Consider the following 20,612-nt stretch of genomic DNA (forward strand, 5'->3'; position numbering starts at 1 on the left):
CCCACTGGGCGTCCGTCAGGTCGGAGCCGTAGCGTTGCGAGCGCATGGGTCCGGGCGTCTGGTGAGCGAATCAGGGCTCTTCCAGACGCCGACGGGCGCCCATAGGCTTCCACTGAGCCGTTCCCCAAACAGTCTCTTAGAGGAGGTCGGAGTCCTTGTCCCCGGCACTCAGGGCGCGACGGGTCGCGCACTAGAGGACCGTGTCATCCGCCTCCTCGACTTGGTTGCAGAGGGAAATCCTGAACTTCATGCCGAGGTGGAGAACGCTAAGAACGTAGTTCTTGGGCACATTAGGGGGGATTCGTAAATAGGGGTCACATCCGAGCAGCGGCTGACTGCAACCGCTCGCTCGCCCCTACTACCGCCCTGGTCGAAGCCCAAACTTGGGGTCCACATCGGACCTCCTACGGGTAGCCGCGCCAGAGCAAAAACCCGTCCCTGTATGGAGTGCCGGCCTGCTCCCTCCGATCTGAGCACCGAAGCCCTCGCTTCCGACGTGGCACGCTTGGTTATTGACGAATTCGAGAAACGCTTGGGTTGTGTTCCAGTGCAGCCCCTGCTGGACCTCGACGGCGCCGCGACCCGGCTCAACGTATCGCCGCGGACCGTAGAGAGCCTCGTCGCTCTCGGCGAGATCCCAGTCGTTCGGATCGGCACCGGCCGCGGAGTCCGTCGCTTCGAGCTGACAGCGCTTGATGCGTTCATCCGCCGGAGCACGCGGGCTCTGTAGCCTCACCCAGGTCGCGGTCACGAAATGAGTATGCCCTCGTCTTGGACACGGGCTTAAATGGGCCCACCCCCTACGCGCCGCTTTCCTCTTAAAGCCAAACGACTCCGCATTGAGCATCTGGCCACCCACATCCCCACCTAGATCGTCCGCAGTTGCGCGACAGCCCACGTGGCCGCAGCGATCCAGTAATGCAGACTGTCTTCCGAGTGACGGCCCCCCAAGGCCCCACCGCCCGCTGCTAGACGCTGAGATGCCAGCTTAGTCCCTGTAACAACGAGGAATCCACCCCACTAACTGCAACACCCCAGCTATAGCTATGCACAAACCTCATCCCTGCAACGACATCGACACCGTTTCGCTCAACACGCCGGTGTTGCCCGTCTTGGACGCGCTCTACGACCCCGACCGCTACACGCTGGTGTCCAAGAACGGAGAGTCCGCCTACTACACCGCGAAGCACGGCGGCATGAAGGTGCTCGTCACGCCGCACTACGCCCGCGTGACGGGGAGCATCGCCAAGTACGTCGCTGGCTCGAACCTCCACGGTTTCGACCCCGCCGCTGTCGGGCCGGCGCTCTCAGAGATCGAGGAGGCGCTCGGCTTCCCGGAGGGTGAGCTCCTCCTCGCCAAAGTGACGCGGCTCGACGTCGGTGCCAACCTCGTCCTCGACCGCCCCGTCTCCGAGTACCTCGACGCTATGTGCACGGCGGGGCGCCTCCACCCGGTGAGGTACCGGCCCGAAACCCTCTACTTCCAGAACACCATGCGGGAGCTCGCGCTCTACGACAAGATCGCGGAGGCCCGATGAGCGTCCCCGACCAACTCGCGGGCGGCTCCATCCTCCGTGCAGAGCTCCGCATCAAGAAGAAGCTCACGCAGCAGGTAGGCCAGCCTGTCGTCGGTGGACACCTCGGCGACCCCGCCTTCTATCGGCGCCTCGGTGACCTCTGGCTCAAGCACGTCGAGCAGGTCGAGTTCGACCGCCTCCTCCGCATCACCCACCCAGCAACGATCCCCGAGCTCCGCGACAGCCTGGCCCTCCAACTGATGGAGTCGTACGGAGGGGCAGAGGCCCTGGTCCGCGCGATCAACGTCGCGCGGGAGGCCGGTCACATCGACCGCGTGCAGGCGTCCCGTCAGCGAGCGTGGGTCCAGAAGCTCGCCACGCATCCGCGTCTCACAGCGGAGGTCGATGTCGCCACGGAGTTCCGCGCCGCCATAGCCGCCGTGCACCAGGCCACGCAGGCCTACCGGTCAAACTAGCTAATCATCCCCCAACCCCTTTAAAACCCACTCTACCCATGGCAAAGACCCCCAAGTGGTACGTCGTGTTCGTCGGTCGGCGGACGGGCATCTTCACCTCGTGGTACGGCCCAGGAGGTGCGCAGGCGCAGATCCACCGCTTCTCCGGCGCCGCCCACGAGTCTTACGAGTCGGCGGCCGCCGCTCGCGAGGCGTGGCAGCGCTGGAAGCATGGGGAGCCCGCCGACTGCGTCCGCGTCGTCCGCGACGGCCAGGAGGTCGAGTTCCCGCTCGAAGGCCCGCTCTATCAGTTTCTCCGCGCCAACGGCTTCCTGCCGTAGCCCTGATCCCAGGGCCTTTCCCAACAATTGTTGGAGCGCACTCCGCGCTACACACCCTAAACGCATCACCTGTGAACGGCACCTATCCCATCTCCTCATCCACGCTCCCGGAGGGCGAGCGGTCGCAGCTCATCGAGGCGGCGCACGACGCCATACGCCGCGGCAACCAGGCCCAGGTCGAGTTCGGATACTGCCTCCGTAGTCTCAAGCTTGGCCCGCCCCCCCTCAGCGAGTCCGAGTTCCGCCGCCTGATGCGCATAGAGTTCGACCGCAGCGGCGAGCGCGGCAACCAGCTCATCGACCTCGCCGAGCTCCACGCCGCCTTCACCGAGGCTGGCGTGGAGCCGCTCGTCGCCGAGGGGCACGCCCGCGCCGTGAAGTCGCTCGAGTCGCTCGAGCTCCAGGTGCGCGTCGTCATGCGGGGGCGCGAGCTCGCCGCCGCCGAGGGCAAGAGGCTCTTCGCCCGCCACCTCGACGCCGCCGTCGCCGAGGTGCTCGCGGGGGTTGAGGTCGACCTGGACGACGCCCCGGGGAACACGGAGGAAGCGCGCGAGCCCGTGCACGCCCGGGGCGGCCTCCACGTCGTCTTACCCAAGGACGCTGCCCCGGGCGACGCCGTGCCATACCTCCCGGGCCGTGTCGTCGCGCCGTGGGAGGGCGGGGCGGCGCTCCCGGAGCCGAGCCGCCGCGGCCTCGCCCGCGTCGACCTCGACGAGGCCGCCGAGCTCGTCTGGCCCGTCGTCGGACCGGACCCGTGGACCACGGCGGTGGACTGGGAGGCCCCGGCTGGGCCGTTCGCCGCCACGCTCTTCCCCGACCGGCTCGGCGCGCCCTCGGAGGCGCCGTCTCCCGACGGCGGCGGCCGCGCCCGCACCGTGCTCGTCGCGCCGGGCGTCGACCTCCTCCACCCCGCGCTCCCCGAGGACGTTGCACAGAAGGTGATCGGCGTGGCGGGCGCGGACCGGCATCGCCTCTACGTCTTCCTCACCGCCCACCCCGATCGCGTCGCCCTGTTCGCGTGGCCCGACAACGCCGCCGTCTGCCTCGAAGCCTGCGACGCCGCGTCGGCCAAGGCCGCTGCGCTCGCCGCGACCCCGGCGAGTGGCGCCCACGACGGAGCGCCGTCCGGCTCGGCGCCCCACTTCGTGCTCCTCCTCCGGGACTGCGCCGAGCCCGTCGCACCGGAGGCGCTCCGCCCCTTTGCGTGGGTGCTCCTCCGCGGGAAGCGGACGAAGCAGGCCGCCTACGACAGCGTGCTCCGCGCCTTGGCGGCCAACCGCCTCCACGTCGGCCGCGAGGTCCGCGCCAACCTCAAGGGGAACCCGCTCGTCGCGCCCGTCCTGGCCGAGCCGCGCCCTGAGCGCCGCGCCGTCGCCGTCGTCGCCGTGGGCGACCGCGCGAAGGGCCCGCTCCGCCCCCCGGCTCGCCAGCAGTAACGCGAACCGACCACCACCAACCAACGAACAACGATGTCAAACCTCTCCGCCATCGAGTGGACGGACAAGACGCTCAACCCCATCCGTGGCTGCAGCCGCGTCAGCCCCGGGTGTCTGAACTGCTACATGTTCGACGCGGTCGAGACCCGCCTCCGCCACAACCCCTCCGGCGCCTACGCCAACGGCACCGCCGTAACGCTCCACCTCGACGTCCTCGACCACCTCGGACGCGACCGCGAACCGAGCCGGTACTTCATCTGCTCGATGTCGGACTGGCTGCACGAGGACGTCCCCGACGAGGCCGTCGTCGCCCTCGTCGACGCGCTCCGCCGCCACGACCACCACTGGTACTTCCTCCTCACGAAGCGCGCCGAGCGCCTGGCGGAGCTCGGACCCTATCTCGCTTGGCCCGACCACGTCATAGCCTGCGTCTCGGTCGAGAGCGAGGAGCAGGTCCACCGGATCGACCTCCTCCGCGCGTGCGGGGCGAAGCGGATCGGGGTCTCGGCCGAGCCCCTCATCGGGCGGCTCCCCCTCGGCACCGAGGCCGCGCGCGCCCGCTACATCCGCGGCCTCGACTACGTGATCGTGGGCGGCGAGACGGCGCCCGAGGGCAAGGTCCGCCCGATGGCGAAGGCGTGGGCGACGGGGGTCCGCGACGCGTGCCTCGCCGAGGGCGTCCCGTTCCACTTCAAGCAGTGGGGTGACGTCGACGAGCACGGTGACTACGTCGGGCACAAGAAGGCAGGCCGCCTCCTCGGTGGCCGGACGCACGACGACCTCGCGCGGGGGTGCGCCGAGCACCTCGAGCGCGCCCGGCTCCTCGCCGCAGCCGGGTCCACACGGCGGTCTGCCTCCCGCTCCGCACGCCCCTAGGCAGGCGTCGCAGACGTCCGCCGCATGGGCGCTCATCCTACAACCATCCCCTAGCGATACACCCTCATCCCCCAAATCAACACTCCCATGACTGACCCCAATACGCCCCGAAGCATGTTCGTCGCCGAGAACGGCAACGTGACCCACGTCGGTTGGCTCGCCAACCTCTATACGGACGTGGAGGACTACGACGACGCATCCGGACGCGTGGACTACGTCATCCGCGTCGACTTCGTGGAGGAGCGGGCCCGGCGTCCGGTCTTGACGGGCACGGCCACCGTCGAGGAGCTCGCCGACCTCACGATCGACCTCCTCTCCGCGATCGTACTGTACCTACGTCGGCTCGAGTGGGGGCGCCCGGCGCCCAACCTCCACGCCGTCGACGTCCGCGATGACTGGGCGAAGGCGCTCCGCCCCCTGGGCCTCGACGAGCACAGCCCCGAGGTCCGCGAGTTGATGGACGAGATGGCTCCGGAGCGAGCCCGGGCCCAGGAGGAACTGCGGGAGTGGATCGACGAGTAAGGCCCCGCTCGGGATGACAATGTGGAGAGCGTTTCGACAGAGCAATGGCGTTTAAGCCGAGGCACGACAGGCGACAGGCGGTAGCTGATTGGGTTATCTAGAGGAACTACTCGGCTCGGACGATCCTGAAGACGACGCTTTCTGACACCTGCTCGAAGGACGCCGCGACATCGATGACCTGCACTGGGTCCAGCACGTTATAGCCTTCGCGTTGGACGCTGATACGATGCCGGCCCGGCCCCAGTGTGATCACCGTAGGTGTAAACGCGTCGACTGGTCGGCCGTTGACGACGACCGTGGCGAATGGAGCGGGGCCTCCACCGCCTTCGAGCATAGTGCCTACACTGATAGTTGCCTCGAAGTAGCAGGTGAGCTCTCTCGATTCGCCGGCCACGAGCCGTACGTCGGTGCGCTCGGTGCCGTAGGTAGGATGGGTGAAGCTCACCTCGTACTTTCCCGGGGGTAGGGTGAATCGCCCGGACTCCAATCGCCGCTCTCCACGAACCGCGACGGTCCCCACCGGTACCGCTTTGGCTACGAGTATAGCCGCAGGGGGCGCCTCAGCATTCGTCTGGGAAGACGCGGTCTGCTCGCTGGACGTGGTGCTGGAGGGCGCTATCGCCTGGTCGCGGTCCGGCGAGCTGCTCTCGACCTTCAGCCCTGCGTCGCTCCTGTCCGGAGAGGCCGCCGAAGCGGCACCTTGGGGGTTTGGGTCGCGATGGGAATCCTCGAGACCTGCCGGCTCATGGGCTGTGGTGCCGATGGCGCTCGGCTCCTTGAATACGGTCCCGATCGTGTCTCCTTGCAGCGGCCCGTCGTCCTGGGAGCCGAGTGGCCCTTCCGAGCGGGAAGGCTCGGCAGCACGAAGGACGAGGCCTCCGACGAGAACGACGGCAACGAGGACGGCCGCGACCGATCCGTATCGTTTCAACCGTGAAGGAGCCGCCGCACCGGGAGCAGCGAGAGGGGAGAGCCGGTGCCCCACCGATCGCGGGCCGATGTTGCTCCCCTCTTGCTTCCCATGTGGAACCCGGAGGGGGGCAGCACGCAGCGGGGCTTCCTCTGCATCCTTCGGAATGCCTCTTGCGTTCACCGGAGGCTCTGATCGGCGCGCTTCAGGAGTCTTCTCGAGGTCGGCCAGCATTCCCTCAACGTCGTCATAGCGGTCCTCGGGGCTCTTCGCCAAACAACGCCCTATGACCCGCGCCATGTCAGGTGACGCCACGCCCTCGATCGCGCCGAGTTCAGGTTCGCCGTAGAGGATGTCGAAGAGGAGGGCCCCTTCGTAGGGGCCATCGAACGGACGCCGCCCCGAGATCATCTCGAAGAGCACGATGCCGAGCGACCACAGATCGCTCCGGGCGGTCGCCTCCCCCCGCACTTGCTCCGGGGCCATGTAGGCCGTCGTGCCGAGGGTAGCCCCCGTCTTCGTCAGCGTGCTCCCCGGCATCTTAGCGATCCCGAAATCTACGAGCTTGACCTGTCCCTCCCGCGTCACGATGACGTTCGAGGGCTTTACGTCGCGGTGCGTCACGTCCCTGGCATGAGCTGCAGCCAGCCCGCAACCGATCTGGAGCGCGATACCGACGGCTTCCTCCGGTGTGAACACCCCTTCTGAGAGCATGGCGCGGAGCGAGTGCCCGTCGTAGCAGCCCATGGCGATGAAGACGCGGCCGTCCTCGGTCTCCCCGATCTCGTATATCGTACAGATGTTGGGGTGGTCGAGCCGGGAAGCGGCGCGTGCTTCCGCTAGCAGGCGCTCCCGGGCATGCGGGTCCTCGCTGAGGCGGGTCGGGAGGAATTTGAGAGCGGCGTCGCGCTCGAGCTTGGTGTCGCGCGCCTTAAACACGATGCCCATGCCGCCCTCGCCGAGCGGTTCGAGGAGGCGGTACTGATTGATGACGGTGCCCGGCGCGAGGATCATCGGGGGAGCATGAGAACGGCTAGCAGGGAAGGCTGCGGGTGGGCCGAGCGACAGGTGTCGGGAGAGTCAGGCGAGTTCGACGAGGTGGAGGGGCTCCGTACGTCCGCGGATCTCGACGTCGCCGTGCTCGTGCAGATGGATGCGGGGGTCGCCCGGGTGCAGAGCACTCTTGACCCACACTTCGCCAGAGACGAGGAGGCGGGAGCCGTACGTCTTGTTGAGCTGCTCGATTCGGGCGGCCGTATTGACGACGTCGCCGGTCACCTGGTACTCCTTGTGGACGTGGGACCCGATGGTGCCGGCGACGACCTCGCCGGCGTGGAGTCCAATCCCGAGGCGGGTGGGGGGGAGCTCTCCAGAGTCGATGCGCTCGTCGAGCTGGGCGAGGATGTCGAGGGAGGCTTCGATAGCGCTCCGGCAGTCGTTCCCGTGAGAGACAGGAGCACCAAAGATCGCCATGAACCCGTCGCCGAGGAAGTTGTGGAGGATCCCCTTTGCCTCCGACACCGCCTCGATCATAAACCCGAAGAGGGCGTTGAGGTAGTCGACGACCTCTTCGGGCTCGGCGTGTTCGGAGTACGTGGTGAACCCACGGAGGTCGAGGAACATGATGCACGCGTATACCCGGCGGCTCGGGGGCTCAGTGTCGTGGCGTAGGAGCTCCTCAACAACGGCAGGCGCGGTGTGGCGACCGAACACGTTCCTGATCCGGTCTCGCTCCTCCTGGGCCCGCTGCCGCGCCTCGTCTGCCCGCGCTGCTTCAACGATCTGGGCCGACTGACCGGCAATGATCGTGAGGAGCCGGGCATCCTCGTCCGAAAAGCGATCCCCGTTCGTTTTGTTGTAGAGCGTGATGACGCCTTGGAGCCGGCCGTGTGCTTCGAGCGGCACACAGAGTACGGACTCCACAGCTCCATCCCAGTCGAACTCATGAAAGACGGCGTGCTTCCGCACGTCATCGATGACGAGGGGTCTTCGGTTCGCGTACATCCAAGCTAGGAGGGCCTCGTCAGGCCGGAATGTGGCCGTCGAGGCACCGCTGGCGGCTGTGCGAACGAGGGTGACGGCGGGTGCGTCGGCGGCGTCGTCGAGGAGCGTGATGACGCCCTGTTCCGCTCCGAGGGCTCCGAGCGACCGGCGGACGAGGGTGCGAACGATGGTGTCTACATCGCGCGCTCGGCCGATCGCGAGGGCGAGTTCGTTGAGGAGCGTGAGCTCGGTGATGTGCCTGCTGGGCCGCTCCTTCCGCATCGCGCGCTCCGGGCTGTTAGGGGTCGGATGATCACGAGCTATAGGATAGGAGTTGAGCCGCAGTGAATCCAGTGGCATACGCCGCCGAGTGGGAGGGCCCGGTGCGTAGCTCGCCATGCGGAGGCATCATAGCGACCACCCCACGCCGCCGCCGACGGCGAACCCCGATACGTCGCCGACGCTCAGCCGAGCGCGGCCGACGAGCGAGAGGTGGGGCGAGAGACGGACCTCGGGACCGATGCCGAGGTCGGCGATCGTTTTGGCCTCATCGAAGAACTCGCTCGCGTCGTAGTACCGAGCCTGGATCAAGGCCGAGGCGCGGAGGCGGTCCGTGATGCGGAGGCGGGCGTGGAGGAGGGCGCGGGCCTGGGCGGGAATCGTCGTGTCGGCACCGAAGGCCGTTCCCGCCACTACGGGACGTTCGCTCTCGCCTTTGCTGCGGAGCCGGCCGAGGAGGTGGAACTCGTGGAGGCGCCACTCGGTCCGGGCTTGCGCCGTGACGGCCACGACATCGCCTGATTCGTAGGCGATGTCGCCCCACGCGTCGGTGCCGAGGGCGACGTACGTGACGTCGAACGAGAGCCGCGTCGCTGAGCCCAAGAGGTAATCGAGCCCTCCGGTGAAGGTGACTTCGTCGCCGGGGTCGTAGTCGTCGGCGATATCGTTGCGGGGCTGGAAGGGGCCGCGGTACTGGTAGCTCACGCCGGCCCCGAGTGCGGCGCGCTCGCCGATGGGGAGGGCGTACGTGAGGCCGGGCGAGGCGCTGAACCCCTGGCCGAGGGTGGGGAGGCTGAACCCGTAGAACCCCTGGCCTAGGAGGAACGCCGTCTCGGCCTCTTCGACCGAAAACGCCCGCTGCCCGCTGGGAACGTTCACGCCGAGCGTGACGACAGCACTCCCCGCTCCAAGGGCACGGTAGTAGCTCAGCCCGAGTTGGGTATCCGCTAGGCCGTCGATTCCAGCGAGTGAGTCGCCCTCGGTCGAGACGTACTGTGTGTGGATGGTGAGGCCGAGGTTGCGCGCGAGGGGGAGTGTGACCACGAGGGGGAGCGTGAGCTGACTGAGCTTCCCGTGGTCGTTGTCGTACTGCTCGTAGGCGGCCGTGGCCCGCACCTGGACCGGCATACGCTGGCTGCCGATGTAGAGCGGGCCGTCCGAGGCGGGGAGGGGGGACTGTGCGAACGTGGGGGCTACCAGCGCGCCCGCCAGCGCGAGGAGTCCCAGTGCCGTTGCCGTCTTCATATCGCTATTCCTCGATGGTGTTATTGGTTGCTCCTTCGTGCACGGTGTCCCCGGGGTTATCGGACGAGGACGCAGCGGTGGGAGGCGACCTCTGCGCCGGCGCGAAGCCGCACGACGTAGATCCCGCTCGCCACCGGCGCCCCACCTGCACCGTTGCCCGACCATCGGACGGCGTACCGGCCGGCATCCTGTTCGGCGTCGGCGAGCACGGCGACGCGGCGGCCGAGCACGTCGAACACTTCGAGCACGACCCGGGACCGCTCCGCGAGCCCGTACGGGATGGTGGTCGTTTGGGTGAAGGGGTTGGGGTAGGCCGGTTCGAGCGCGAACGCGACGGGTTCGAGCGCGATGCCGTCGCGAGCTCCGTCGGCGTAGTCCGCCGTCCCGACGATGACGCGGAGGCGGCGCACCGGGGTTGCGGCGTCAAGCGTGAGGTCGAACGCGGCCTCACCTACGGCTCCGCTGACGGGGTCTCCGGCGGAGGGCTGGTCGAGGGGCACGGGCGCGCCGCGGTCGAGGTCGAGCACCCAGAGCCCGTAGCCGGGGGGGCGTTCCGTCTCAGCGTCGAGGTGGACGCGGACGGGGAGCGCTGCGCGTAAGAGGGCCTCTGTGGCTGCGACCTCGAGGTCCCACGCGTTGCCGGCCCCGGTATCGGGTTTGTAGCTGTGGGCGAGGCGGGCGTGGTCGCCGGTGAAGCTGAGGCGGAGGTGCTCGCCCGGCGGGGGCGGCTCGCCGCGGTCGAGGCGGTCGCGCCCGTCGCGGGACTCGGCGGCGAAGCCGAGGACGTTCTGCGTGTCGCGGATCCGCTCCTCGGGGCTGTATGCGCGGAGGTGGAGGCGGTATTCGGCGGAGGTTTGCAGCGCGCTCACAGCGTCCTCAACGGCCCGTTCTTGCCCTTGCGAGGCGAGCGTATTCGTGCCGGCGGCGCCCGCAGCGGGCCGGCCGGGGTCTGCCTCGACGGGGGGGACAGCGAGCTCGACCGGGTTGCCGGTCCGGTTCTCGACGAAGTAGCCCGCCCACGGCTCGAGGGTGGTCTGGTTGAAGACGTACTCTGAGCCGTCCCAACGGACGGGCGGGTCCACGGACTCGCTTCCCGCGACGGCCGCCCAAGCCACTGGGAAGGCGAACGGGTTGCCGATCTGGTTCCACCCCGGCGCCAGCGTGACCGTTCGAGGAGCACCGGCGGAAACGGACGTGCCGCTTTCGACCACGAGCGCAACCTCTTCGACAGCGCCGAGCCAAACGGACGTGCCCGGTGCGAGCTGTACCGCCGGGTCTGGGAGTTCCCTGTACGTCGATGTTGCGGGGTCCCACCGGAAGGCCCGCCACGCCTCCGGCCCGTACCCCCCGAACTCGTCACCGAAGAGGGCCACGGGGTCCGTATCCGTGTCGAGCGGAACCGACAGCATGAAGTGATCTCCTCCCCCCGCTGTCGTGCCCGCCACCTGGCTTTGCACGCCGACCTGGACGTGGAGCGGGTTTTCCTCTGGCGTCTCAGGCGGGAAGGTCGCCGTCCGTACACCGTCGGAGAGTACTACGTAATAATCGAACCCCCGAACCGTGACGACATCGGGCGGCACCGTGCCCGAGAAGGCGTCACCGTTGGAAGCGAGGGGGACCGTCCCGAACGTGCTCGCTCCACCACTGCGGTAGAAGAGCTCAGCGGTGTTCGGGCTGAAGCCCTCTACCGTGACCGTGATGGGCGTCGCTTGGCCTCCCGACGGCTGGCCGCCGACGCTAGCGTCCACGACGATCGCGGTGACGGTCACGACGACGGAGGCGGCGGCCTCAGCACCGAACACGTCGCGCACGGTGTAGTCGAACGCATCGGTGCCGGTGAACTCCATGTCTGGCGTGTAGAGGGCCTGCCCGCCTTGGATGGTGACAGTCCCACCTGACGGGTCGGTGACTGCGGCTAGCGTCAGGTCGTCCTCGTCCGGATCGGAGTCGTTGGCGAGCACGTCGATGAGAATGGGCACGCCCGGATTCGTCTCGGCGACGTCGTCAAGCGGGATGGGCTGCTGGTTCTCGCTCGGCGCGACCGTGATCGTGACGGTCGCAGTCCCCATCTCTCCGTTGCCGTCACTCGCCGTGTAGGCGAGGGTATCCTCTCCCGTGAAACCGAGCTCGGGAACGTAGCGGACCTGGTCGCCTTCGATGAATGCCTCTCCGTTGGGAGGGTCTGTCACGCTCACGAGCGAGAGCACGTCACCATCCACATCGGTGTCGTTCGCCAGAACGGCGATCAGAACGGCCATCTCCTCGACCGTCGTCTCTCCGTCGTCCACGATCACAGGTGGATCGTTGACGGAGTTCACGGTGATCGAGACCGTGCCATCCCGCTCGTTACCCCTCCCGTCGCTCACGGTGTAACTGAACCCATCCGTGCCGTTGAAGTCGGGGGCGGGCGTGTAACGAACTTGGTCGTCCTCAATCGCGGCCGTTCCGTCAGAGGGAACGGTTACGCCGATGAGGATAAGCGGGTCGCCGTCTACGTCGTCGTCGTTGGCGAGTACGTCTAAGAGGATGGTCCCGTCTTCGTCAACTTCTCCTGTATCGTTGTTCACGTCAGGAGGGGCGTTGCCGACCTCAACGACGGTGAGGGTGAGGGCTCCGTTGGCATCATCGTACGAGGGCTCCAGGGCTAGGCCGCCGCCGAGTTCGAGCCCTGTGTACGTCTCGAACTCACCTGCACGGTCGCTATAGGTGAGCACATCGAAGGTCTGCCCTACCTCCGGGACGTAGCCACCAGAGAGCCCCACAATGAGTTCGCCGCCGAGGGTGATATCGCCGACTACGACGAGGCGGTCATACCCCGTGCCTGGTTCTGGCCCACCCATGTCAAGCTCGAGGCGCGCCGGAGCCGCAAAGGAAAGAGCTCCTGTGGGTCGCTCTGCAGTGAGAACGCCGGCAGTTTCGCTGACTCCCGGATTGAATGCCCCCCTGTTCTCTAGCTGTGCGACACCGAAGGTGAATCGGCCGTCTCCCCCGAGCGTCCCACTGTTCCTCGCGCTTCTCTCGAAGGCGAATACAGCTTCCGATCCTACGTTCAACTGGCCCGAGTTATCAACGATGATGGTGGAGCGGAGCGTGCCGCCATCGAGCGTGAGCGCACCGCCGGCGGCCACCCGCAGCGTGTCGAGGCTGCTGTTGTCGCCGAGGACGAACTCGCCGTCGGGCGGGCCCGAGGCCGTGAGCGGCCCGGCGACCTCAAGTATGGGGGCGGCCCCTCCGAACTCGATGGCCGACGTACCCGAAGGGAACGCGAGCGTGTTGTTGCCGAGGAGGCGGAGTGTGCCCCCGAGGACGAGGCCGTCGCCGAAGCCCAGGCCTTCGGCGAGCTCGATCGAGGCGCCCCCCGCTGCAGTCACTGTCGAGGAGGAGGAGCCACCGATCTCCCCCTGTCCCGCCCACGTTAGCAACCCGTTCACCGTCACCGTCGCGCCGGCTTCAACGCCAAGCCGCCCCCCAGCTACGGGGTCCGCTCGGCCCACGCGGAGGTCGCCCCCGAACGTGAGTGGGGCCAGCGCACTGACGGACCCGGTCGAGAGGTCGAGGTCGGGCTCCCACGTCCCCCCGCTCATCTGCACGCCAGCCACACCCTCGATGCGCACCTCGCCTGCACCCGTCACTGCTCCAGTCACCTCACGGTCCCCGCTGCTGGGAAAGACCACGGCGGCCCCGGCAGCCACAGTAATTGCACCCACTCTCAACCGCACACTCTCGAGGCGGATCTCGCCGGCCATCGCGGCGATGTCGCTGCCCCCGTCGAAGACGGTGCCGAGGCGGAGCGTGCCGCCGTCGAGCGTGAGCGCGCCCACCACCCGCAACGTGTCGTTCACGGTCGTGCCGCCGCCGACCTCTCCGAGGACGAACTCGCCGTCGGGCGGGCCCGAGGCTGTGAGCGACCCGTCCACCTCGAGCGTGGCACCGCCGACGAACTCGATGGCCGACGTACCCGAAGGGAATGCGAGCGTAGTCGCGTCGCCGGGGAGGCGGAGCGTCGTTCCCCCGAGGCTAAGGCGTTGCCCAACTGGGAGTCCCGCGACGGGCTCGACGGAGGCGCCCCCTGCTGCTACAATGGTGGAGCCGGGAGCTCCGCTGATCCGCCCCTGCCCGGCCCACGTTAGCAGCCCGTTCACCGTCACCGTCACCGTCACCGTCACGCCCACGCCAGCGGTGAGCCGCCCCCCAGCCACGGGGTCCGCTCGGCCCACGCGGAGGTCGCCCTCGAACGTGAGTGGGGTGCTAGCGTTGAGGGATCCGGTCGAGAGGTCGAGGTCGGGTCCCCATGTCCCCCCGCTCATCTGTATCTGTTCATTCCCTTCTAGGCGCACCTCGCCCGGGCCCGTCACGGCCCCCGTGACCTCGTACACCCTGTTATTGCCGAAGACGACGGCTGCCCCGGCCGCGGCCGAGACCGCGCCCACGCTCGAAGAGCGCTCAAGGATGACCTCGCCTGCCGCCGCTGTGACGTCGGCCTCCCCGACGTCGGCATCTAGCACTACCCCCACGCGGAGCGTTCCGCCGCCGTCGAGGGTGAGCGCGCCGCTGGTCCCCACCCGCAGCGTATCCTCGGCCACAACTCCCTCTAGGATGAACTCGCCGTCGGCCGGGCCCGCAGCCACGAACGAGCCGTCAACGTCGAGCGTGGCGTCGGTGCCGAACCGGATGCGCGAACTCCCTGACGGGAACGCCACCGTGCCGAGCGCGCCGAGGCGGAGCGTCGCGGTGACGAGTGTGAGGCCCTGCGTCTCGGGCAGCCCCGCAGCGGGCTCCACGGCTACCCCGCCCGCCGCCGTCACCGTCGTGACTGCGGAGCCGGATCCTTGAATGTAGCCTTGCCCGGCCCATGTCAAGAGCCCATTGATGGTCACGTCGGCGCCGGGCGAGGTTACGATGAGCTGCCCGCCGGCCACCGGCGACGCCCGGCCCACCTGGAGGTCGCCCTCGAACATGAGTGGGGCGCTCGCATTGAGCCGACTGTTAACGAGGGTGAGGTTGGGCTCCCACGTTCCCCCGCTCATGTCCACCTGCCCCTCGACGAAAACCTCGCCCGGCCCCGTCACGTCACCGCTGACCTCGTAGGCTCCGCCTTCGCCGAAGACTACGGCGGCCCCGGCCGCCGCCGAGACCGCGCCCACGCTCGTTGAGGTTTCGAGGACGAGCTCGCCAGCTGTTGCCGCGATGTCAACGTCCCCAGCCTCGCCGTCGAGGATCACCCCGACGCGGAGGGCACCGCCGTCGAGGGTGAGCGCGCCGCCCACCCGCAGCGTGTCTGTGCCGGCAACAACCCCCTCGAGGATGAACTCGCCGTCGCTCGGACCTGAGGCGGTGAGCGGCCCGTCGACCTCGAGCGTGGCGTCGGTGCCGAACCGGATGCGCGAACTCCCTGACGGGAACGCCACCGTGCCGAGCGCGCCGAGGCGGAGCGTGATGTTGACGAGTGTGAGGCCCTGCGTCTCGGGCAGCCCCGCGGCGGGCTCGACCGACACCCCGCCCGCTGCGGTCACCGTTGTGACTGCGGAGCCGGAGCCACCGATGTATCCCAGCCCCGCCCACGTCAAGAGCCCATTCACCGTCACGTCGGCGTCGGGCGAACTGATGTTGAGCTGGCCGCCAGCCACCGGCGCCGCCCGGCCCAGCCGCACATCTCCAACTGTAAGGTCTGTCTCTACGTTTACCGATCCGTCTATGATAATCGCCTCATCAGTAGGTCCAGGCACGCCAGCAGGATTCCAGTTGCCTGGCGTCGTCCACAAATTGTCGCCGGGGTCGCTCCCCGTCCACGTATAGGTTGTCTGGGCTCGTACAGGAAGCCCTACTGCGACGATGGCGAAAAGGATGGGGGCAAGACGCTTCAGCTTAAACATTGGATCTCAGGGCTTTTCGCTCTCACATCACTTCGCGGACGCCTCTCAGTTGCCGCTGGGCGGCGGTGGCGGCGGTTCACCTACAGTCACGGTGATGGATTCCACGACGAGGGTCCGCGTGTCCCATTCGCTGACGAGATGCGCCCCGAGATCGTCGGTGAGCTGCGAAAGCCGGGTGCCCACGAGCTTGCTCCCGTCGCCCCTCGTGCTCCGCCCCGCGTCGAGTGCGTTCGTCACGGGGCCGGCGACCGAGGCCACCGTCCGGGCTTGCTGAGCGTTCTCGGCAGCCCGCGTGAACCCCGGGTCGAGGGTAGCGGCTCTCCCAAAGAGCTCCGCCGCCCCTGCGAAGTTGCCGGCGTCCTCCTCCATCAACCCTCGGCTGTAGCTAAGGAAGGCCTGGAGGTTTCGCGTGGGGATGCGCTCGACGCGCTCTCGCTCGGCGTCGGTCAGCTCGATGCCGAGTCCGTCGATGATCCCGAACACGATCTCTTTCTCGTGGCGGAAGAGGTCGGCGAGGTCAGCCTCGCGGGAGTTGAGGTCGGGGAGGGCGTCTCGTTCCCACACCCACAGGCCCACGTCGCTCTGTATTGCCTCGTCCTCGACCGTCACCGTCCCCCCGACGACGCGTCCGCTACGGAGGATGCGGCCGAGCCGGGGTGCCGTCGCCGCGTCGAACGCCCCGCCCTGGGCGAGGTCGAGTTCGTCGAGGAGTACGTGGAGGCGGATGCGCTCGACCACCCGGATGCGCTCGACGGCCGCGAGGTCTTCGGTCACCATCTCGCTCAGCCCGCGCCCGATCGGGCGGTACTGCTCGTCGCTACCTCGGTAGGTGAACGGGAAGACGGCGACGGCCTCGGTGGTGGTCACGCCCGCGAGGGAGTCCTCGGCGGCGAGGAGGGCAGAGAGCTCGTCTCGGACCATGAGCCGGAGGAGCCACGCGTGTCGTCCCGCCATGAGCCGGCGGTAGGGCGACGTCCGAGCGATGCCCTCGTACCGGGCGTAGAGGCCGAGGGCCTCGTCGCGCCGCCCCAGCCCCTCACTCACGACGCCGCGGTAGTAGAGGGCTTTGGGGTGCTGCGGCTGGAGGGCGAGCGCGCGGTCGAGCGGTTCGTGGGCTTCGAGGAGGTGACCGGCCTGGGCGCGGGCCTCGCCGAGCGCCACGAGGGCGTCGACGTCCTGGGGGGACTGAGCGACGCGGGCTTCGAGGGCGGGCAGGCGGTCGCGGTAGTCGTCCGGCGTGAGCGCGCGGTCCGTCACGCAGGCGCCGAGCGATACGAGCAAGCCGAGGAGAGCGGCACGGAGCACGGAGGGTCGGAGGAGACGGGGAGGCATCGGCGTCGGGTGCTCGTCAGCGGGAGCTTGCGAGGAGGGGGCGGAGGCTCTCGGCGCGCTGCCGGGCCTGCGTGTAGTCCGGATCGTATTCAGCCGCCTGCTCGAACCGGGCGTGGGCCTCGTCGAAACGGTCTCGTTCGAGGAGGACGAGCCCCTCGGAGTAGGCGAGCATGGCGTCGAGGGAGCGGGTGGCGCGGCGGCCCTGGACGTCGGAGCGTTCGAGCGTCACGTTGACAGCCTGGGCCACCTGGAGGCTAAGGCGCTCGATGAGCTCGAAGAAGTCGTCGGGCTTCCCGAAGAGGTGCTCCGAGAGGATCACCTCGCTCGTCTCTACCTTCACGAGGCGGGCCCCTATGCGCATCGTGTTTTCGTGGACGGTGTACGAGCCGAAGAGCACGACGTGGACGCCGAGGACCTTCCCCGTACGCACGGCCGTCGCCTCATCGACGACGGTCGTGTCGCGCTGGAGCTGGAGCTCGTCGAGCAGCCACTGCACGCGCTCCCGCTCGACGACCTTGAGGTCGGTCGCTCCGCCGAGGTAGTGGCCCATCATCGAGGCGAACCCCTCCTCGAGCGGCTCGTAGGTGGCGCGCTCGTGGAGGGAGCTGTTCGAGAAGTCCATGATGGCGAGCGTCTTCATGCCCGGGTCGGGCCGCTCGACGTCATAGCCCTGCCTGTCGCGGCGGGCCTCGTAGTAGAGCCGGACGAGGTGGGGGTTCTCGATCTCCGGGTCGAGCTCGACGAGCGGCGGTTCCAGGCTCAAGAGCGCGTCGAGGGCGCGGCGAGCGTCGTCGTAGGCACGCTTGGCCGTGCAGGCTCGGGCGAGGTACCGTAGCGCCTCACGGCGCGTGGCGGGATCGGACCCGGCTCCGGTGTTCACCTCGTGTAAGAGTTCGATCGCCCGGTCGTACTGGGCGGCGTCGTAGACCGCGACGGCTTCGCGAAGGGCGTCCTGCTGCGCCACGGCTGGGGCGGCACCGACCGCCGTGAAGAGGAGGGCGGCGAGGACGCCGCCGAGGGTCGTTATCGTCCGGTCAACGCGCATGTCACGACCTGGAGGGTGGTGGATCGGGGCGCTCGCTCGGGTCGCGCCCATTGGATTGGACGAGGGCGTCGAGGGCGTTGCCGGTATGAATCTGGCGGACGCCCATGATGCGGGCCAGTGCGATGAGGAGCTTCACGCCGAGGCGGGGGTGCCTGTCGATGAGGGCGTCGAACGCGGGCTGGAAGAGGATGATGAGCTCGCTCTCGGTCTTGGCCCGCGCCGTCGCCATCCGTGTCACCTCGTTGAGGAGGGCGATCTCGCCGAAGAACGTTCCTACTCCGAGCTGAGCTACGGAGCGGCCTGATTCGCAGCGGAGGATCTCGACCTCTCCGCTCGCGACCACGTACATCCCGAGCCCCGGCTCGCCCTCCTGGAACACGCGCTCGCCTGCGTGGAAGCGACGGCCTACGACGGCGCGACGGAGCGCCTGCTCCTCGCGGTCGTTGAGCTCGGAGAAGAGGGCTAACTCGCGGAGGTCGTCGGGGAGCTCGCACTCCAGTCCCAGCCGGTACAGGCTCGCTTGGACCAGCATCGTGAGGGGCTTGATCATCGCTCTACTCAGGTAATCATATGGGCCCCCGCACAAGATGTAAGGGGCGGGTATGTCTAGATAGGCGATGAACAGCGGGCGTACATAACCAGAAACTGGCCATTTACGCTTGGCTTTTCTTGAGGGCGCTATTATGTTTACAGGCGGTTAGTGCCCTGTAGGCTCAGCCGGGCATGCTAATGCGTCTAACCCTCCGTGGTATGCCTCACGCCACCGACTCCGTCGACCTCTTCGTCAGCGTACATGGCGAGGGCCCGCCCCTCGTCGTTATGCACGGGGGGCTCGGGCTCGACCACACCTACCTCCGCCCCTGGCTGGACAGGCTCGGCGAAGTCGTGACCCTCGTGTACTACGACCACCGAGGGCACGGGCGCTCCCCGGCCCCTGATGACTGGGACGCGGTGACCCATGCGACGTGGGTGGCCGATGCCGACGCGCTCCGAGAATGTCTCGGGTACAAGCAATGGTTTGTGTTCGGACACTCCTACGGTGGGTTCCTCGCCCTCGAATACGCTCTCGCCTATCCTGACCGCATCGCGGGCGTCGTTCTGTGTTGCACGTCCGCGGCATTCGACCATGGCGAGGCGGCTTTCGCACGTGCTGAGCGGCGGGCAACGCCCGAGCAACTCGCCGTTCTAGCAGGCGCTTTCTCAGCGCCGCTACCGAACGACGGGGCCATGAGGGAGGGGTTCAGCGCGGTGCTCCCCGTCTACCTCTGCGACCCAGACCCTAGCACGTGTGAGGCGCTCAAGGCCGGCGTCCGCTTCAGCGCAGACGGGTTCAATCGCGCTTTCTTCGGGTGCCTCTCCGACTACGACGTGCGCGGCCGGCTTAGCGAGATCGATGCGCCGGTGCTCGTCCTCTCGGGTCGGCACGACTGGCTCTTCGCACCTGAGGACGGCGGGGACGTGCTCGCCGCCGGTCTGCCCCACACTGAGCACGTCGTGTTCGAACACAGTGGTCACTATCCTTTCGTTGAGGAGCCCGAGCCGTTCGTTCACGCCGTCACGACGTGGCTTGAGTCGCATGAGCGTGCATTCCCTTCCGCATGAGACGCGCGGTACGTCGTGGACGTTACGCCCCTACATGACCACCGGCTAACAGCCGCGCTCGAGACGCTCCTGTCTCCGCTCGCGTATCCGGACGTAGACGGGTGGCGGAAGGCGGTTTGTAATGCGCTGAAGGATCTTCTCGACGCCGACATCGCTCTCGTCAAGCTGCCGGCGGACGTGCTCAACGGGGCTGCACCCGCTTACAGCGATGACGTAGACATGGAGCACCTCAACCGCTACGGCGAGGCCCTCGGCCCGCTCGACGCCCGGTTCGATGCGTGGACCCGGGCCGCTGCGCTCGGTGTCTGCGACCGGCGCGGGCTGTGGGGGGACGCGCTCGCCGCGTACTACGACTCCGCGTACTTCCACGAGTTCATACGCCCGATCCAGTTCTACGGGTCGGCCCTGCTCACCTTCGACGCACACAGGGCGTGCCGAGCCTCCCTGCGCCCCCGATCTCGACCCGATGCTCCTGTGCGGTATGACGACGCGCTGCAGTTCGTCGTCGCCCGCAGCGACCGCCGCGCCGAATTCGACGGCTGTGGAGAAGCCGTCTTCCAGTTCGGCGAGGGCCATCTTCGGACGCTCGCGCTACTCCGTCCCGCGGCTCGGGCCGGCGTCGAGTTCCTCCGCCACTTCTCGCAGTACCGTTCGGCGCTGGTGGATGCCGTAGACGCAACGGGCGTGGCGCTCCTCCTCACCGACGAGCGCGGCCGAGAACAGCACCGAACGCCATCGCTCATCGACCTGTTGGGCTCAGCTCAGGCCCCCTTCAGCGGCTCCGTACTGCTGGGCGCCGCACGTAGATGCGCACGATCGGCGGTGACACCGACTGGCACTCCGTGTGCCTGTCGCTTGGGACCATACCGACTCGCTTGCACGCTCCTCGACGGAGTAGGTCGGGCCCACGGTGGAAAGGGAGGCGAGCGTTTGATCGCCGTCACGATCTCCCACGACCGTAGCCTCCCCACGCCGGGCGACATCGTGAAGCGGCACGGCCTGACGCGGCAGCAGGCGCGTGTGGCGCTGCTACTGGCCGAGCGGCGGACGAACGAGGAGGTGGCCGAGGCGCTGTGCATCAGCCCGCACACGGCCCACCGCCACACCACCGCCGTCCTCGCCGGGCTCGGGCTGAGCTCCCGGCGCGACGTCCGCCGCATGTTGCTCGATGCTGAGTGATCCACGGAATTCATAGG

General features: G+C 68.1%; 15 protein-coding genes. 8 read left to right on the forward strand and 7 right to left on the reverse strand.

Annotated features, from left to right (window positions below; translation table 11 throughout):
* Positions 1 to 1,046 precede the first annotated feature (1,046 nt).
* The 6 genes from ABJF88_11125 to ABJF88_11150 all read left to right on the forward strand — a co-directional run bounded on the left by ABJF88_11125 (position 1,047) and on the right by ABJF88_11150 (position 5,147).
* Positions 1,047 to 1,538, forward strand: coding sequence for a hypothetical protein (locus ABJF88_11125; protein MEP0547475.1), 492 nt, complete (start codon positions 1,047 to 1,049; stop codon positions 1,536 to 1,538).
* The gene (locus tag ABJF88_11130; GenBank protein MEP0547476.1) at positions 1,535 to 1,993 is read left to right on the forward strand and encodes a hypothetical protein; all 459 of its coding nucleotides are present in this window, start codon (positions 1,535 to 1,537) and stop codon (positions 1,991 to 1,993) included. The genes ABJF88_11125 and ABJF88_11130 overlap by 4 nt, the downstream gene beginning before the upstream one ends.
* Positions 1,994 to 2,031: 38 nt before the next feature.
* Positions 2,032 to 2,313: an RNase H1/viroplasmin domain-containing protein gene (locus ABJF88_11135; GenBank protein ID MEP0547477.1), complete on the forward strand. Its 282-nt coding sequence runs from the start codon at positions 2,032 to 2,034 to the stop codon at positions 2,311 to 2,313.
* Between the two features lie 71 nt (positions 2,314 to 2,384).
* On the forward strand, positions 2,385 to 3,749 hold the full coding sequence (locus tag ABJF88_11140; GenBank protein ID MEP0547478.1) for a hypothetical protein: 1,365 nt from the start codon (positions 2,385 to 2,387) through the stop codon (positions 3,747 to 3,749).
* A 33-nt stretch (positions 3,750 to 3,782) separates the two neighbouring features.
* Complete coding sequence (locus ABJF88_11145; GenBank protein ID MEP0547479.1) at positions 3,783 to 4,625, forward strand: DUF5131 family protein; 843 nt, start codon at positions 3,783 to 3,785, stop codon at positions 4,623 to 4,625.
* An 87-nt stretch (positions 4,626 to 4,712) separates the two neighbouring features.
* Positions 4,713 to 5,147 (forward strand): hypothetical protein, encoded by a 435-nt coding sequence (locus tag ABJF88_11150; GenBank protein ID MEP0547480.1) that lies wholly within the window; start codon positions 4,713 to 4,715, stop codon positions 5,145 to 5,147.
* Between the two features lie 106 nt (positions 5,148 to 5,253).
* Here the strand turns inward: ABJF88_11150 and ABJF88_11155 are convergent, their stop codons facing one another.
* The 7 genes from ABJF88_11155 to ABJF88_11185 all read right to left on the reverse strand — a co-directional run bounded on the left by ABJF88_11155 (position 5,254) and on the right by ABJF88_11185 (position 18,364).
* Positions 5,254 to 7,071, reverse strand: a complete 1,818-nt coding sequence (locus ABJF88_11155) for a protein kinase (protein MEP0547481.1) — start codon at positions 7,069 to 7,071, stop codon at positions 5,254 to 5,256.
* A gap of 66 nt (positions 7,072 to 7,137) precedes the next feature.
* The gene (locus ABJF88_11160) at positions 7,138 to 8,322 is read right to left on the reverse strand and encodes an adenylate/guanylate cyclase domain-containing protein (GenBank protein ID MEP0547482.1); all 1,185 of its coding nucleotides are present in this window, start codon (positions 8,320 to 8,322) and stop codon (positions 7,138 to 7,140) included.
* A 126-nt stretch (positions 8,323 to 8,448) separates the two neighbouring features.
* Positions 8,449 to 9,564, reverse strand: coding sequence for a hypothetical protein (locus ABJF88_11165; protein MEP0547483.1), 1,116 nt, complete (start codon positions 9,562 to 9,564; stop codon positions 8,449 to 8,451).
* A 56-nt stretch (positions 9,565 to 9,620) separates the two neighbouring features.
* Positions 9,621 to 15,215 (reverse strand): Ig-like domain-containing protein, encoded by a 5,595-nt coding sequence (locus tag ABJF88_11170; GenBank protein ID MEP0547484.1) that lies wholly within the window; start codon positions 15,213 to 15,215, stop codon positions 9,621 to 9,623.
* Between the two features lie 267 nt (positions 15,216 to 15,482).
* Positions 15,483 to 16,769 carry a CsgG/HfaB family protein gene (locus tag ABJF88_11175; GenBank protein ID MEP0547485.1) on the reverse strand — a complete coding sequence of 429 codons (1,287 nt, stop codon included), beginning with the start codon at positions 16,767 to 16,769 and terminating at the stop codon, positions 15,483 to 15,485.
* A gap of 16 nt (positions 16,770 to 16,785) precedes the next feature.
* Positions 16,786 to 17,814 (reverse strand): hypothetical protein, encoded by a 1,029-nt coding sequence (locus tag ABJF88_11180; GenBank protein MEP0547486.1) that lies wholly within the window; start codon positions 17,812 to 17,814, stop codon positions 16,786 to 16,788.
* 1 nt (position 17,815) lies between these two features.
* The gene (locus tag ABJF88_11185; protein ID MEP0547487.1) at positions 17,816 to 18,364 is read right to left on the reverse strand and encodes a cyclic nucleotide-binding domain-containing protein; all 549 of its coding nucleotides are present in this window, start codon (positions 18,362 to 18,364) and stop codon (positions 17,816 to 17,818) included.
* 200 nt (positions 18,365 to 18,564) lie between these two features.
* On the opposite strand from ABJF88_11185, the gene ABJF88_11190 reads away from it, so the two are divergent.
* Complete coding sequence (locus ABJF88_11190; protein MEP0547488.1) at positions 18,565 to 19,416, forward strand: alpha/beta fold hydrolase; 852 nt, start codon at positions 18,565 to 18,567, stop codon at positions 19,414 to 19,416.
* 15 nt (positions 19,417 to 19,431) lie between these two features.
* Positions 19,432 to 20,595 (forward strand): helix-turn-helix transcriptional regulator, encoded by a 1,164-nt coding sequence (locus tag ABJF88_11195; protein MEP0547489.1) that lies wholly within the window; start codon positions 19,432 to 19,434, stop codon positions 20,593 to 20,595.
* Positions 20,596 to 20,612 lie beyond the last annotated feature (17 nt).

This window comes from Rhodothermales bacterium (genome assembly GCA_039944855.1).
GTDB lineage: Bacteria > Bacteroidota > Rhodothermia > Rhodothermales > JANQRZ01 > JBBSMX01.

What these genes read in the sequence shown, in the direction of transcription:
- ABJF88_11130 (MEP0547476.1), top strand. Translation starts at nt 1,535, where the DNA reads ATGAGCGTCCCCGACCAACTCGCGGGCGGCTCCATCCTCCGTGCAGAG.
- ABJF88_11180 (MEP0547486.1), bottom strand. Translation starts at nt 17,814, where the DNA reads ATGCGCGTTGACCGGACGATAACGACCCTCGGCGGCGTCCTCGCCGCC.
- ABJF88_11135 (MEP0547477.1), top strand. Translation starts at nt 2,032, where the DNA reads ATGGCAAAGACCCCCAAGTGGTACGTCGTGTTCGTCGGTCGGCGGACG.
- ABJF88_11125 (MEP0547475.1), top strand. Translation starts at nt 1,047, where the DNA reads ATGCACAAACCTCATCCCTGCAACGACATCGACACCGTTTCGCTCAAC.
- ABJF88_11150 (MEP0547480.1), top strand. Translation starts at nt 4,713, where the DNA reads ATGACTGACCCCAATACGCCCCGAAGCATGTTCGTCGCCGAGAACGGC.
- ABJF88_11155 (MEP0547481.1), bottom strand. Translation starts at nt 7,071, where the DNA reads ATGATCCTCGCGCCGGGCACCGTCATCAATCAGTACCGCCTCCTCGAA.
- ABJF88_11190 (MEP0547488.1), top strand. Translation starts at nt 18,565, where the DNA reads ATGCCTCACGCCACCGACTCCGTCGACCTCTTCGTCAGCGTACATGGC.
- ABJF88_11165 (MEP0547483.1), bottom strand. Translation starts at nt 9,564, where the DNA reads ATGAAGACGGCAACGGCACTGGGACTCCTCGCGCTGGCGGGCGCGCTG.
- ABJF88_11145 (MEP0547479.1), top strand. Translation starts at nt 3,783, where the DNA reads ATGTCAAACCTCTCCGCCATCGAGTGGACGGACAAGACGCTCAACCCC.
- ABJF88_11185 (MEP0547487.1), bottom strand. Translation starts at nt 18,364, where the DNA reads ATGATCAAGCCCCTCACGATGCTGGTCCAAGCGAGCCTGTACCGGCTG.
- ABJF88_11175 (MEP0547485.1), bottom strand. Translation starts at nt 16,769, where the DNA reads ATGCCTCCCCGTCTCCTCCGACCCTCCGTGCTCCGTGCCGCTCTCCTC.
- ABJF88_11160 (MEP0547482.1), bottom strand. Translation starts at nt 8,322, where the DNA reads ATGCGGAAGGAGCGGCCCAGCAGGCACATCACCGAGCTCACGCTCCTC.